Raw genomic sequence first — 15650 nt, forward strand, 5'->3', positions numbered from 1 at the left:
CTGTTGCAAGCTATGAATCGTTGTTCCTTGCGGTAAGGTTGAAATTAATTGTTGCGGTACATTCGCATCGGTTAACGATTTCCAACTAATTGCATGTCCCGTTGAAGCTGACATTTGTTGCGCAATTTGTTGCAATGCATCTTGTGATGAAGCTGCTCCACCAGCAATCTTCTTCAATGCTTTAATTGCATCAGCTGAATGTTGATGGGTAAAAAAATCTGTAACGTAAGTACTTAAATTAGTAATGGCATCCCCTAAAATGGCAGGTGATTTCACTTGTAAAAAGGTTGCTACCACAATAAAGATGGCAATTAAGAGGAACGAGAATTTATATTTTTTTAAATACAAATAGAAGAACTTAATTGCTCGTAATGTATCAGTCATATTCTCTAGTCCTCCTGTGCCTTTTGGGTGTCATAAATTTGTTGGTAAACTTCAGAACTCTGAACTAATTCATGATGGGTTCCTTGGGCAACTAGTTGACCTTCATCAAGCACCAGAATCTTGTCCGCATGAACTACCGATGAAATTTTTTGCGCAATAATAATGGTAGTCGTGCCTTTAAGTTCTTGATTAAGGGCTTCTTGAACCAGCTTTTCAGAACGTGCATCTAATGCCGATGTTGAATCATCTAAAATTAAGATATTAGGATTTTTAATTACTCCACGTGTAATCGATAACCGTTGCTTTTGACCACCAGAGAAGTTATTTCCCCGTTCTTCAACTTCAGCATCATATCGATCCGGCAAGCGATCAATAAATTCAGCCGCCTGAGCAATTTTAGCGGCTCGATTCAAGTCAGCTTCGGTCGCATCAGTTTTTCCTTGTTTTAAATTATCCTCAATCGTTCCTGAAAATAAAATAGCTTTTTGTAAAACAATTGAAATTGATTGCTTTAAGCTATTTTGCGAAACATGCTTCAAATCTTTGCCACCAATGGTAATTGTTCCTTCATTGGGATCAAATAGGCGTGGAATTAATTGAGCTAAGGTTGACTTACCTGAACCAGTGGCACCAACAATCCCAACCATTTCACCGTCTTTAATTTCGAAACTAATATTTTTTAAAGTCATGTCCTCATCATGAGGGTAAGCAAACGAAACATCATCAAACTTAATCGAACCAGTTAATTTTTCATCTGGTACATCGTCATATTTCATCGATGGTTCAGTCGCAAGTACTTCCTGGATCCGGCCAGCAGAGACAAAGCCACGTGATGCAAACATTGACATCATGCCACCCATAATGATTGCGAACATAATTTGCATCATATATTGGATAAATGACATGATTCCACCCAATTGGTCAGTAGCTACTGAAACTGAGTCTGTAATATAAGTTGAAATAAATAAGACGGCCCCAAAGACGGCTAATTGAGAAATAATCGTAAATGCAGGGATCATCGTTGAAAAGATATACCCAACCGCTAAATTATGACCAAACAATTCATCAGATTCTTTATCAAATTTACTAATTTGGTTTTTTTCTTGCACGAAGGACTTCACAACTCGTGAGCCCCGCAAATTATCTTTGGCAATCCCATTAATTTTATCCATTAAGGTTTGGAACGCCATAAAGTGAGGTCCCATTGCTTTCATGGAAAAAGCCGTGACTACAACAATTAAAACCACCATCAAAATAATAATCCACCATAATTGTGGCATGGTCATAATTGACAGCACAAAGGCTCCCACAAAGAGCATTGGCACTCTAATTAAGACTTGGAATACCATCATTAATAGCATCTGAACTTGATTCAAATCATTCGTCATTCGAACAACTAAGTTAGACGCACTAAATTTTTCCACATCTTCATATGAAAAGCTTTGGATTTTTCTAAAAGTTGATTCACGAATGTCAGCTGATACGGATTGTGCAATTTTAGCAGCGGCAATTGTATTTAAAACCGAACCAATTAACCCCATCACTGCAATTGCAATCAAACCAAACCCATAGGAACTAATTTGGTCAACCTTACCATTGGTTGAAAGTGTTGTATCCACCATTACTTTCATGATATTTTTTAAATATTGCGGTTGCCAGAGCGCTGCTGCCACCTGAATAATCATGGTGACGAGTGCTGCAAAGACCAGTAATTTATACTTACCAATCGCTTTAAAAACCATTTAACTTTCCTCCTGAAACATATAATCGTACGCACACAAACGACACCAACGTTGGGATATCCACTCACGTCGGCCAAAATTTTGCTTATTCTCCCAATCTTTACCGTTTTGAACGCCTTTTTCGCAAGTCTTATTACAACATAATAAGAGAAACAAGTAAACCAAAACTCATTAAGAGGTCGTTTACTATCCTCAAGTGGTTTGCCTTGACCTATCACTTGAACATGGTTTATCACTAGTATGTAATATACGAAAGGAAGTCTGCAAAATGAAAAATGTATTAATTTTAGGTGGTAATGGTCGGATTGCTCAGTTTGCCATTCAAGATTTATTAACTACTAATAATAAAGTTACCTTACTGGTTAGAGATGCTAATAAGGTCCCCGAAACGCTACAAAATAAAGTCAAAATTGTGGTTGGCGATGTTAATGATCTTAATTTATTAACTACTGCGATGAAAGATATCGATATTGTTTATTCAAACCTTGGTAGTCGTGATATCGTTCCCCTTGCACAAAATGTAATCAGCGCAATCAAATCAACTTCCGTACAACAATTGATTTGGGTATCAACCCTTGGCATCTATGATGAATTGCCTACCAAGTTTAATGAGTTTAACCATCACGCCCTTGGCAATGGTGGTGAACAAAGTTACTTATCTACGTATACCAAAGCCGCTAAGCTAATCGAACAAGCTGGTATAAACTACACCATTATTCGCCCAGCCTGGTTAACTGATAATAATGATCTTGATTATGAACTCACTGAGCGTGAGGATACATTCAAGGGTACCGTTGTTTCACGTCGTAGCGTTGGTGTTTTAATTGCTAAAATTATCAATCAACCCGAACCCTATCAAGGCCGCTCAATTGGAGTAAACAAGCCCAATACCGATGGCGACGAACCGATTAAATACTAAAATAAATAGCGACTATCATTAATGATAGTCGCTATTTTTAATTCATGTTGTGACGTGGCTTGTCACACGTCTTCCAGTGCATCAACATCTAAAATTCGGATTTGTTTATGATTCTTTTTAATAATTTTCTTTTGTTCGAGTAATTTTAATTTACGAGATAATGTTTCTGGGGTGGTTCCAATAAAGGTTGCTAAGTCCTTTAACTTAATTGGAATAACCACACTATCATTTTTAGCTACTTTATTTAGAGTTAATAAATAATTTGCTAAGCGTTCTTCAACTTTTTCCATCATCAAAAATTTTGATTGTTGTTCCATTTGTTTCATTTTTTCAGCATTAATCGATAATAACTTTAACGCTAACTCCGGTCGTTGCTTGAGTAACTCATGGAAATCAGAATACCTCAAAATACAAACTTCGGTCTTTTGTAGTGCCTCACCGTAAACACTATCATTTTGGGCACCTAATAGTGAATTTTCACCTTCATAATCTCCTGGTTCAGCAATTCGCATTAGTTGTTCGTGCCCATTAGATGATAATTGATATATTTTTAAATTTCCCCGGGCAACAATAACTAATTGTGCTTCTTCACTGGGATTAATAATTAATTCACCTTTGTTCAGCACACGATGAGAGACTAAGTCATTAATTTGCTGCTGATTATCATGATCCAATTCATCAAACAACGGCACTAGCGTGACACATAAATGGTCTTTTTTCGGCATCTGATCACCTCCTATTTACTCTTCTTCATCTTCCCTAACTTCATAGCCTAAAATTGCTTGCAAGTTAAAGATGCCACTCTTAAGTCGATCATACAACTTAACTAATACATTTTTCAGCGCATATTTGGTTTCTAGGTCGGCTAACGTAATTGCTTTCGTTACAAATAACAATTGGGTTCTAAAATCCATAATCACCGAACTAATAATTGTTTCAGCATCTTCAAATTTAAATTCCGGTTGTTCCTCTAACATTTTGAATTCATTAAACTCGTTAATCGTCGTCGGAATTGCTTCGCCTTCTTCAATCATCGTCTGATTTAAATCATCAAAAATACTATCTAAATCCCAAATCAAGAGATTAACTTCATTTTTAAAATCATAACTACTTGCCCCGCGTAAAAAATATTTAGCTTGAAATAATTTAATTCGTTGAACCATTAAATTAGAAATTACATGGGTCGTCATCGCTCCAGCGGTGGGACTATGATGGTCAATTTCACTTTGAATTTGTTCTTGTTGGTATTGTTCTTTTGTACTCATTAAATTAGCTCCTTTTCTTTAATCTCTAACACTTGGTAACCTAAATCTTCGACTACTTTTGCAACTGTTTGCGCACTATTTTGTTGCTCATTTAAATCTAATTTCACTTTACTAGCATTAAACAACACTTTTGAATTGGTCACACCGGGTATTTCAGCAACGGCTTTATTAATTTTAACCATACATGATGGACATGATAGTTCATCCAGTTTTAAAATTACTTTTTTCATCTTAATAACCTTCTTTTTATTTATTGTACTTAATTTTGGTTGATAAATAATTGATATCCGTCAAGTTTTTAGAAACTGATAGTAACCGCATGGCGTTGACAACGACGATTAAAATACTAATTTCATGAATCAACATGCCGCTTGCCATGTAAATAAAGCCTAACCACAAGCCAATAAATAGTAATAACACGGTCCCTAATGCAATTCCGATGTTTTCATACATATTACGGACCGTTCGTTGAGATAAACGATAGGATTCCACTAACTTGCCAAAATCAGACTTGAGTAATACGACGTCTGACGTCTCAATCGCAACATCGGTTCCATTACCCATCGCAATTCCAATCTCTGCGATTTTTAACGATGGACTATCATTAATGCCATCCCCAACAAATGCAACCTTATGACCATTAGCTTGAAGTTGCTTAATAAACTCAGCTTTATCAGCCGGTAATAAATTACCGTGAATTTCGTCAATCCTAGCTTCTTTTGCAATAATTTCACCACTAATTTGGGTATCACCGGTCAACATTACCATCCGTTTAATCCCTAATTTTCTTAATTTAATTAGTGACTCAGCCACTTCAGGTCGAATCACATCTTTAATCCCAATAATTAAGCGCACCACACCATCAATTGCGACTATTACCACCGTTTGATTATTCTGACTCAGATTATCTAATTGTTTTTCCATTACTTCAGAAACATTAATTTGTTGTTCACGCATCATTGCTTGATTACCAATTAACACTTTAACTTTATTTACGTTGGCTGCGACCCCACGACCTTTAATTACCATGAGTTCATTGACCATGAAATCGGTGGTGGGGGCCACAAATTTAACAATCGCATCGGCTAATGGATGACTAACTTTTTGTTCAACTGCAGCCACCATCTCAAGCGCCACTTTTTGTTCACCATTAAAGTTAACGACCGTCGTTACTGCTGGTCGTCCCACCGTTAAAGTTCCGGTTTTATCAAAAATCATCGTATCAACTTTTTTAAACGTGGACATGACTTGCCCACCCTTGATTAGTACGCCTTGTTTCGCTCCACGACCAATCCCAGCTACATTCGAGACTGGTACACCGATCACTAAGGCTCCCGGACAACCCAAGACCAAAATCGTAATTGCTAACTGCAGGTTTCGTGTAATCAATCCAACCACAATCGCTAGCAACAAAATTATGGGCGTGTAGTACTTCGAAAAATGGTCAATAAACTGTTCTTGCGTAGATTTATCGTCTTGAGCGTCTTCAACTAATTCGACAATTTTTCCAAAGACCGTATCTTCACCAACTCGCCCAGTTTTTACAATTACAGATCCATTTTCTAAGCTGGTTCCCGCAAAAACGCTGTCGCCAATTGACTTATTCATAAATTTCGATTCACCCGTCACAGCAGATTCATTAAAATAACCATCACCATATAAAATTTCACCATCAACCGGTGCTTGCATCCCCGCATTAACTTGAATTTGATCACCAATTTCAACCTCATCAATCTCAACTATTTGTGGTTGCTGATCAACGATTTTCAAGGCAGTTTTGGGGGTGATTTTAGCTAATTCTTTAATTGCTGATCTCGTTTTAGCTAACGTTTTTTGTTCTAAATAATTACCAAACAAAAATAAAAAGGTCACTACAGCTGCTTCAACCGGTTCATTGATTAATATCGCTCCAATGACAGCAATCGTAACCAATACATCAATACTAATGACCTTAATTTTCAGGGCCGAAATTGCTTGCATTCCAATTGGGACCACCCCGACAATTCCCGCAATAATCAACGCCCATTCCGTTCCGATATTGAGATTAATGAGCTTAAAAATTCCAGCCAAAATCAATAGCAGTCCATTAATCAAAGCAAAAATATTTTTATATTTTGTAATAAAACGCATAAAGACACCAATCCTTTCTTAAATTCATACCCATATCGTAAGGTAAAAGAACTCAGAAAGAATTGATGTCTATCAAGAAATCAAACTATTTTAAAACAATATTTTCTTTAACATGAATTAGTTGCGTCAAAAAATCACAGTAAGGAGTTGCGACCCCATATTTTTGGCCTTTACGTGAAATCGCCCCATTAATATAGTCAATTTCAGTCATCCGATGATTTCTAATTAAATCTTGATGCATTGATGGATAATGATCACCAATTGTTTGGCGATCATAACATTTTTCAATGAAAGCCACCGCATCATCTACATTTAGTTCGATGTTTTCGTGGGCTGCTACGGCGGCAAATTCTTTAACAATTGTGGTTACAATTTCATGCGCCTGATTGGTTTCACCAAAGGTTGCCATATCAACATCTAAGATCGTACATAAACCATTCATCGTTCCATTAACACAGGCTTTCAAATAAATTGTTGCATGGACATTGTCGGTAAACCGCGCATTTAATCCAGCTTCTGACAAGCAAGCTGCGATTTTTTTGGCTTCGATTTCTTGTCCTTCACCCAAGTTTTGTAAGTTAATACTACCGGAACCAAATGATTTCGAATGACCTGGTCCAACCAAACTAGCCGTCCACATGGTATTGCCAATAAAGATATTTTTAGCATCAATATACTTAGCAATAATATCTTCATGGCCAATCCCATTTAATAGACATAAAATGTCGGTATCATCGTTCATAATTGGTTTAATATCTTGAATCATTTGATCAAGTTGCATTGCTTTTGTAAATACAATTACTAAATCAACTGTTTGATCACTCGTAATTTCTTGCGGTGTAATAATTGGAATTTCTGCCGTAAACGTCTCCGCATCAATGGTCATTTTCAACCCATGTTCACGGATTGCTTGGATATGATCAACCCAATTATCAATTAAAATAACTTCATTTCCTGCTTGATGAAGCATATATCCAAATCGACTTCCTAAAGCACCAGCACCTGCAATTGCAATTTTCATAAGTTAATTCCTCCGTTTTATTTTCTCTTGTTAGAATATCATGAAATCAAACAAATAGGGTCAATTTTGATTACAACTGATTTATTTTGTCTTGTGTTTCACGTGAAACAGAATTAGCGCTTTTTAACAACTAACCAATAGTATGCCAAAATTACGGTTAAGATTCCCGCAGCAATCCAAATCGACCTGACTGTTACCACTTTTTGAATTAATGCGGACACTAATGCCCCCACAACAAAGCTGACTACCACTTTCGAATAAGTCGTTCCTTTATGCATATCATCCACACTATTGGCAATTATTCCGCGCGTGAATCCATTAACCATATTGCGAATATTCCCCGTTGTGAAAGTACTATTATAAGTATGCCCATCAATATGCGTAAAAGCTGATATTTGCATCGCCATCACAAAAGCCAATGGTGGAGTTACCAATAAATTAGATGCCACTGTCGGAATTAGTCCTACGATTAAGCAAACCACAATCTCTAAAACTAGTGGTATGACACGCCAATGGAACTTGGTTGGTTGTAATTTATAATTCATTACATTAGTGACCGCAATTCCTAACATAAAGGCAACCATCGTCATTATTTTAATAAACGCACTGCTAAAACGGCCATCAACCAAATCGCTCATAATAAAAATGACATTTCCAGTTTGACCAGCCGCCATTACCCCACCGCGTTGAATAAAGGTATAGGCATCGATAAAGCCACCGACAAAAGTTAAGCCAATCGCAATTTCTTGTAATTCGTAATTTTTAATTGTTGTATTTTTTTCCATTATTTAAGTCCTCATTTTAAAAATTGATAATACTAATTTACCACAAATAAATAGACCTACGCATTTCACAGCGTAAGTCATCTTAAATCATAAGTTTTTAATTTCCTTTAGCACGTAAAGCATACAAAATGGTTACCGTATCAACTAGTTCTTGTAACAAAGCACCAAAAATTACTGGAATCACCCCGAAACTGGCAATTAACATTAAAATTGTACAAATTAAAATCCCAATTAAAACTGCTTGACGAGCAATCTTCATTGTATACTTTGAAATTTGAATCACTTCTGGAATTTTTGATAAATCATCATTTAAAATCACTGCATCTGCAGATTCACTAGCGGCGGTTGCCCCACCTTTACCCATCGCAATTCCAACATCAGCGATTACTAACGATGGTGCATCATTGACCCCATCGCCGACCATCGCTAATGGGTGTTGTGTTGTTGGGATTTCATTTAACACTGCAATTTTTTCACTTGGTAATCGTTCCGCAAAGACTTGATCAATTCCGACCATTTTCGCAATTTTTTCGGCAATTGTCTGGCGATCACCAGAAATCATGACTAGGTTTTTAACACCAATATTTTTCAATTTAGTCATCGTTGTTGCGGCTTCTGGACGAACTTCATCAGCAAACGTGATACAGCCCAGATACTGACCATCAGCCGCGACATAAATTGCCGTATCATGAACTTGAGCAACCTGTTGATTAGCAACCAATTTGGAATTCCCGGCTTGAACTAACTGGCCATTCACCACGCCTTGAATCCCTTTACCTGGAATTTCTTTCATCTCAGTTACCATTGGTAATTCATCCGTAACCGCCTCGACTACCGATTGTGCCAAAATGTGATTTGAATGCTGTTCAACCGCCGCAGTTAAAAATAATAGTTTTTTTTCGTCAACACCATTAATTGGTAAAACCGCTTTAATTTGTAAATTTCCCTGCGTAATCGTACCAGTTTTATCAAACGCAATCGTTTTAAGTTTCGCTAATTTTTCAAGGGTTGTCCCTGATTTAACAATCACACCACTAACGCTGGCTTTACTCATCCCGGCCACTAAAGCAATTGGTGCCGCTAAGATTAGTGGACATGGCGAAGCTACTACTAAAACCTCTGCGAAGCGAACTGGATCACCAGATAGGTACCAAGCAATACCCGCAATCAAATACGCTAAAATGGTAAATGGAATCGCATATTGATCGGCCATTCGCACAAAATGTGCCGGATGTGATTCAGCCTGCTTAACAAGTTTAATAATTCCTTGATATTGACTTTCAGCAGCAATCTTATCAGCAACAATCGTTAGGGCTGATTCACCGTTGACTACACCTGATAAAATTTCATCATCGATTAGTTTTTCAATTGGTTTTGACTCACCAGTGATTGATGCCTCATCAACTAATGAGGACCCAGCAACCACGTGCCCGTCAATTGGTACCACTTCTCCGGGTTTAACCAATACGTAATCACCGATTTTAACCGCATCCATTTCAACATCGGTTAGTTCTTGATTTTGGTTAATTAAATGTGCCTTTCGCGGAGCTTTTTCCAATAAGGCTCGTAAATCAGCATTCGCTTTTGAGGCAGCATAATCTTCTAGGGCGTCGCCACCAACTAACATTAATAAGACAATTAACGCTGCCCAATATTCACCAATTGCTAGTGTCGCCACAATTGCGGTAATTGCCAATAAATCAACCCCAAAATTACCTGACCGAATAACTTTAATCATATCGACAACCATTAAAATCGTAATCACGGACCCAAGCAACGTCACGATAATTTGGGCCACACTTGGTAACCGTAAGCCAAATTCCAAAATTAATGCCATCAAACCAACTAACCCCACGGCAACTAGCCTTCGATATTGAATTAATTTTTTCATAGCGACCTCCCGTTGTGAATGTTTTGTTTAAGTCAATTGTAAGCGGTATCTTCGACTTGTACAAGCAAGATGCTGAGCTAAATTGTTAAATAAATTTGATATTAATTCGAATCGGAACTATTATAATGCTAGGAAGTGAAAATTTCATTTCCTCAAAGTGCTTCAAAAGCCGTCACTTTTCTTTTCCAATGGAGAGGCTAACCCAACTTTTGTCACACTCTACTAAAGAGGTGATTCTAATGGCAAAACTCAGCAAGGAAGAACGTAAAGCTTTGATCGAAAAAGCCACCCAAGAACGCGCTAAACATCCACAAGTCAAAAAGGGCTCTGGATTCGCAGAATTGGATAAAGAAGCCGCTAAACTAACCGCCGAAAACTAAGACGAGCTAACCGGCTCCATAAAAAACACACCTACTATTTGTGGGTGTGTTTTTGCGTTTAAATGTTAAACAAGCTATTTATTTTTAGTTTTTTGTTGACAAGCAACTAAATCAGGATTATTATGTTGACCGTCAACAAAATACTTAATTTAGAAAGAAGTCTTTAACATGAAAATAATGATTATTGGTGCCTCACACGCTGGCTATGAAACAGCGGAAGCAATTCACGAAACCTTACCCACTGCCAAAATTGATTGGTTTGATTTAGCAGCAATTCAAGAAAGCATTAACTGGTCTAAACAACGCGGTGAGGTTACTAATCCAACCGTTAACCAGATGTCTGATCAAGAATTAATTTCAAATAACATCCAGCTTCACAGTAACTTTGAGGCAATAAATTTAGATCCAAATAACCATCAAGTTACCTTCAAAAACCATCAATCTGATGACACTGAAACCTTTGGCTATGATAAATTAATTATCGCTACCGGATCACATGCCACCATATTACCAATTCCTGGTAATCATTTTTCCGGCATTGCCAACTTGCGTCATGGTCACCAACATGATTTAAAAGTGGCTATCAAAAAAGAAACTACAAAAAATGTCGTGGTCATCGGTGGTGGTTATATTGGTATGATGGCTACTAATTTACTCAGTCAAATGGGTAAAAATGTCACCATTATTGATACGAATAGTCGACCACTAGCAACATATTTAGATAGCGAATTAACTGATGTTTTATCAACTCACTTACAAGAAAAAAAGATTAATTTCATTGGTGATACTAAGGTTTCCGCTTTTATCGCTGACGATAACCAGCAAGTATCTGCCATTGAAACTGACCATGGTACATTCCCGGCTGATTTTGTCCTAGTTGCAGCAGGTACTCAGCCTAATACAGCATGGATAAATAATGCCATTAAAATTAACTCACGCGGCTTTATTAGCACTGATAATTATTCAAAAACTAGTGATGCTGATATTTTTGCGATTGGTGATTCAACGGAAATTTTATACAACCCAACGAATACTAAACTGAATATCTCACTTGCTTCAAATGCCGAACGCCAGGCTCGGGTTGCGGTGCGTAATTTAGTTGAAGCAACGACCCCACTTCACGGAGTTCAAGGCTCTAGTGGTTTATCGATCTTTGGTGAATATTTTGCTAGTACGGGGTTAAATACCTTAACGGCACAAAAAAATTCCATAGATATTAAATCAGTGTATGTGGAACAAAGTAATATCATGCCCGGTTTTTCAAGGGAACCTGAACATAAAGTCCGCTTCAAATTATTTTACGCGCCCGACTCAATGACCATTTTAGGGGCTGAAATTATGTCAGCGGTTAACGAAACACAGCAAATTAACGCGATTTCAATTGCGATTCAAATGAAAATGACCGTTAATCAGCTAGCTGACGCTGATTTATTTTTCCAACCAGGTTTAACAAATCTCTGGAATATTATGAACGTAGCTGCAATTAAGGCATTAAATTAAAAACTAATCAGCAGAACACCCTAAAATTGATTATAATATGATTATTAAGTCAAAATTGAGGTTATCACATGACACAAGATTACTATTCAGAAATCACTAGTCAATTACATCAAATTCGTGAACACAAACAAGATATCGTTGAAGAACATCGTAAAATGGCCCTTGAGTTAGTCGACCAGCATTTACAAGAAGTTGTCGATAATCTCTCTATCCTGAGTTTGCATATCTTATCTGCACTTGAGGAAAAGCCTTTAACGGGTATGGAACTATCTAAAATTCTCAATTCGACTCGTGGTGGCATTACCCGGGCCGCTAAAAAACTATTAGAATATCAACTAATTACCACTTCACAACCAACTAATGATCGTAAAAAAATATATTATCAACTTACTGAGCAAGGATCAACTTTGGCAATGGCCCATGATCAAATGCATCAAAAACTAGAAAGTGATTTTCGAAAGCAGATTTTAAATGACTTATCATTGGCTGATCAACGGGTTATCGCTAACTTTCTTGATAATTTTATTAACTTTAAACCAAAAAATTAAAATTTGTACTAGAAATTTTCTGAAAAATAATGTTAAGATATATATAACACGTGTGCGTATAAATGTTCAGCACAGGGAATAATATTCCCTGTGCTGATTTTTTTCGTTCTAGTGAATTTGAAAGGTAGGTTCTAATTTTTTGAAATTTCAACAACGTTTACCACAATCATTTAAAGAAACACTGTTATTTATCGCAGTGATTTCAATTATCTCCGTCAACATCATCGCTCCAATTATCACCGGTTTTGAAATCGGCTTCTCTTTTGATCACTGGGCACAATTAATTCATAAGATTCCAGTTTTATGGGTATTTATTGTTGCTTTAGTATTTTTAACCCAGAAACCCGCTCAATTTTTAGCCGGTAAATTCTTACGTGATCAACAAAATAGCTTTGAAGCCACAATGCTAGTTAATACAATCTGTAACGTCTTCTTGATGTCAGTATGTATGACTATTATCGGTACTTGGGTTGGTTCTGGTGCCATTTCAATGGATCCAATTATCCATTTCTTTATTAAATGGCCTCGTAACTTTACAATTGCCTTAATCATTGAAGCATTCGTTGCCCAACCAATCGCTAGAACTGTTATGTCTTGGATTCATACTGCTCCAAAGACTGTTTCTAACGCTAACGAAGCATAAATCATTCTATTTTTTAAATAAAATATTATCAGCAGCCATGTTATATGGCTGCTTTTTTGCTGCAATTTTAGTACCAAAAAAGCCCGACAATCGTCGAAATTCTCACTGAGATACTATTTACAATCTTACTTAGTTAACTCGTCACTTTCACTAATCATGTTAGCTAGTTCTTTACTAGTAACGTCTGTTTCGTTAATTTGTACACTAACCCAATGAGTTTTATTCATATGATATCCCGGAATTACTCCTCGCGTTTGAATTACTTCGGCAACGTGCTCCGGAGTCAATTTTAAATTAAGTAACAACTGCTGGTCTTTTTCTAAAATAATCGCAATCGTTTTATGATTACTAGTATGCCTAATTACCGCTGCTAATGATGAACTGGTTTGTTTACCATTACTAAATGGATAATCTTCGTATGCTACCGTTTGATTTAACACTAAATCAATTAATTCACGTTGATTCATAATATCTCCCCTAATTAATTTTAATTATACAAAAAAAGCCACAATAATGTGGCTTTTTGTTTCACATGAAACATTTAATTTTAACGCGCAATCATCGATGAAATTTTAGCATTTCTTGCCACATAAACCGCTTGTGATCCAAGATAATCTAAGAATCCATCTTTCGAATGGGCACCAATAATAATTAAGTCCGCATTAGTTTCAGGTATTAAATCCTGTACTAATACTGAACCAGCTTTACTACCATTACCAACAATCGTTTCAACTTTCACAACACCTTTTGAAATTGCGTACTCTTTATATCGGTCTAAATTAATTTGCAGTTTTGCTTCTTTGTCTCGGATAACCGGAATACTCATTGCATCAAAAGTTGATAAATCACCTAGTTCAAGAATTGAAGCAATTACTAATTTGGCATTATCTTCATTAGCTTGATGAATTGCATTTGCTAAAGCAACATATCCTTGCTCTGACTCATCAACCCCGACTAATACCGTTTTAAAATGTTTAGGTTCAATATTTAATGATAATTCGTGTGTCATCTTAGTCATCCTCCTATAATACACTGCCAATAATTTCAAAGACTAGTTGTAAGTTAAGTAGTGTTAAGACCGTGAAAACAATCCAGGCAACAATCGTCATCCATCTTGAATTGGCAAATTCACCCATGATTTTCTTTGAGCTAGTAAACACAATCAATGGTGCCATTGCAAATGGTAAGGCAACTGATAAAAAAACCTGTGAATAAACTAATAGTTGATCTAATTTAGCTTCATTCCCACCATATAATAGCGTGAAAAATACAACCGGAATCAAAGCAAATCCACGAGTAATTAAGCGTTGTAACCACATTGGAATTTGAAGTCGTAAGAACCCGTTCATAATAACTTCACCAGTTAAGGTTCCAGTAATGGTTGAATTTTGACCTGAAGCTAACAAAGCAACAGCAAATAATGTTGATAAAATTGGTGATGCTACTGCACCAGCAATCGATTTACTGCCCAAGGCATTATACATTGCACTGAAAGTTCCAACTGAATCGCCATGTCCAAAGAACATTGCAGCTCCTAAAACTAACAACATTGAGTTGATTACAAATGCTAATGATAACTGAATATTTGAATCCCACGTCATAAAACGAACGGCTTCTCTTAATTCTTGCTTATCATCACGATTTACTTTTCGTGTTTGAGAAATTGAAGAGTGCAAATATAAATTATGAGGCATTACGGTTGCCCCAATAATTCCTAATGACATCAACAATGGTGAATCAGCACCATGAATCCCTTTAGTGCTTACTGCTTGAAGTTGCGGTAAATAGCCACCAAAGATAGCTGCAACTTCTGGTGAAGCAGAGATTACTAGATAACTAAAAATAATTAAAATTGTCAAAATCAAAGTCACAACAATGGCTTCAATTTTTCTAAAACCAAATCTCATTAACAATAATAGCAATAATACATCTAGAGCTGTGGTCAAAACTGATGCAATCATCGACCAGCCAAATAATAAATGAAGTGCAATTGCACCCCCAATAACTTCAGCAATATCCGTTGCCATCAAGGCAAGCTCTGAAATTACCCATAAAACAATTCCACCCGATTTATTGGTTCTAGCTCGGGTTGCTTGTGCTAAATCTTCGTGCTTAACCATACCAAGCTTACCAGCCATATATTGAAGCATCATTGCAATTAATGATGATATTAATACAACCGATAGCAAAGTATATTGGTAAGTTGCCCCACCTTTAACGGAAGTTACCCAGTTACCTGGATCCATATAACCAACCGCTACCAATGCACCTGGTCCTGAAAATGCTAATAACTTACGCCAAAATGATCCGTCTTTTGGTGCAGAAATTGAACCATTTACATCACCTAAACTTGAGCTTTCTGCATCAAGTTTACTCACACCTTTTTTCTTCGTTTCGTCTGACATGACAAAACCTCCTACCACCATAGATTTGATGGACGAA

The 15650-nt window shown here is 36.7% G+C and carries 16 protein-coding genes; 5 read left to right on the forward strand and 11 right to left on the reverse strand.

Going from position 1 to position 15650, the window contains the following annotated elements; translation table 11 throughout:
* Positions 1-389 precede the first annotated feature (389 nt).
* Positions 390-2126: an ABC transporter ATP-binding protein gene (locus FC70_RS06525; protein ID WP_057890188.1), complete on the reverse strand. Its 1737-nt coding sequence runs from the start codon at positions 2124-2126 to the stop codon at positions 390-392.
* 268 nt (positions 2127-2394) lie between these two features.
* On the opposite strand from FC70_RS06525, the gene FC70_RS06530 reads away from it, so the two are divergent.
* Entirely contained in the window at positions 2395-3045 is a 651-nt protein-coding gene (locus FC70_RS06530) for an NAD(P)H-binding protein (RefSeq protein WP_057890189.1), read from the forward strand.
* 62 nt (positions 3046-3107) lie between these two features.
* Here FC70_RS06530 and FC70_RS06535 read toward each other — a convergent pair whose 3' ends face one another.
* From FC70_RS06535 to FC70_RS06565, 7 genes are all read right to left on the reverse strand, one after another.
* A complete protein-coding gene (locus FC70_RS06535) occupies positions 3108-3770 on the reverse strand; it encodes a Crp/Fnr family transcriptional regulator (protein ID WP_057890190.1) in 663 nt (220 codons plus the stop codon).
* Between the two features lie 15 nt (positions 3771-3785).
* Complete coding sequence (locus FC70_RS06540) at positions 3786-4310, reverse strand: hypothetical protein (RefSeq protein WP_057890191.1); 525 nt, start codon at positions 4308-4310, stop codon at positions 3786-3788.
* Positions 4310-4540: a heavy-metal-associated domain-containing protein gene (locus FC70_RS06545; protein WP_057890192.1), complete on the reverse strand. Its 231-nt coding sequence runs from the start codon at positions 4538-4540 to the stop codon at positions 4310-4312. Before FC70_RS06545 ends, FC70_RS06540 begins: the two co-directional genes overlap by 1 nt.
* A gap of 16 nt (positions 4541-4556) precedes the next feature.
* A complete protein-coding gene (locus FC70_RS06550) occupies positions 4557-6440 on the reverse strand; it encodes a heavy metal translocating P-type ATPase (protein WP_057890193.1) in 1884 nt (627 codons plus the stop codon).
* Between the two features lie 85 nt (positions 6441-6525).
* Positions 6526-7461, reverse strand: a complete 936-nt coding sequence (locus FC70_RS06555; protein WP_057890194.1) for a 2-dehydropantoate 2-reductase — start codon at positions 7459-7461, stop codon at positions 6526-6528.
* A 113-nt stretch (positions 7462-7574) separates the two neighbouring features.
* A complete protein-coding gene (locus FC70_RS06560) occupies positions 7575-8246 on the reverse strand; it encodes a YoaK family protein (protein WP_057890195.1) in 672 nt (223 codons plus the stop codon).
* A 97-nt stretch (positions 8247-8343) separates the two neighbouring features.
* Complete coding sequence (locus FC70_RS06565; RefSeq protein ID WP_057890196.1) at positions 8344-10137, reverse strand: heavy metal translocating P-type ATPase; 1794 nt, start codon at positions 10135-10137, stop codon at positions 8344-8346.
* 239 nt (positions 10138-10376) lie between these two features.
* Between FC70_RS06565 and FC70_RS09395 the strand changes: the two genes are divergently transcribed.
* The 4 genes from FC70_RS09395 to FC70_RS06580 all read left to right on the forward strand — a co-directional run bounded on the left by FC70_RS09395 (position 10377) and on the right by FC70_RS06580 (position 13208).
* The gene (locus tag FC70_RS09395; protein ID WP_169787475.1) at positions 10377-10517 is read left to right on the forward strand and encodes a hypothetical protein; all 141 of its coding nucleotides are present in this window, start codon (positions 10377-10379) and stop codon (positions 10515-10517) included.
* A gap of 168 nt (positions 10518-10685) precedes the next feature.
* Positions 10686-12017: an FAD-dependent oxidoreductase gene (locus tag FC70_RS06570; RefSeq protein ID WP_083478664.1), complete on the forward strand. Its 1332-nt coding sequence runs from the start codon at positions 10686-10688 to the stop codon at positions 12015-12017.
* Positions 12018-12085: 68 nt separating this feature from the next.
* Entirely contained in the window at positions 12086-12565 is a 480-nt protein-coding gene (locus FC70_RS06575) for a MarR family winged helix-turn-helix transcriptional regulator (RefSeq protein ID WP_057890197.1), read from the forward strand.
* Positions 12566-12704: 139 nt separating this feature from the next.
* Complete coding sequence (locus FC70_RS06580; RefSeq protein WP_057890198.1) at positions 12705-13208, forward strand: DUF2798 domain-containing protein; 504 nt, start codon at positions 12705-12707, stop codon at positions 13206-13208.
* A gap of 125 nt (positions 13209-13333) precedes the next feature.
* On the opposite strand, the gene FC70_RS06585 is transcribed toward FC70_RS06580, so the two are convergent.
* From FC70_RS06585 to FC70_RS06595, 3 genes are all read right to left on the reverse strand, one after another.
* Entirely contained in the window at positions 13334-13675 is a 342-nt protein-coding gene (locus FC70_RS06585) for an MmcQ/YjbR family DNA-binding protein (RefSeq protein ID WP_057890199.1), read from the reverse strand.
* A gap of 80 nt (positions 13676-13755) precedes the next feature.
* Positions 13756-14217, reverse strand: coding sequence for a universal stress protein (locus tag FC70_RS06590; RefSeq protein ID WP_057890200.1), 462 nt, complete (start codon positions 14215-14217; stop codon positions 13756-13758).
* A gap of 13 nt (positions 14218-14230) precedes the next feature.
* Positions 14231-15613 carry an Nramp family divalent metal transporter gene (locus tag FC70_RS06595; protein WP_057890201.1) on the reverse strand — a complete coding sequence of 461 codons (1383 nt, stop codon included), beginning with the start codon at positions 15611-15613 and terminating at the stop codon, positions 14231-14233.
* Between the last annotated feature and the right edge of the window lie 37 nt (positions 15614-15650).

Source organism: Paucilactobacillus oligofermentans DSM 15707 = LMG 22743 (assembly GCF_001434315.1).
Lineage (GTDB): Bacteria > Bacillota > Bacilli > Lactobacillales > Lactobacillaceae > Paucilactobacillus > Paucilactobacillus oligofermentans.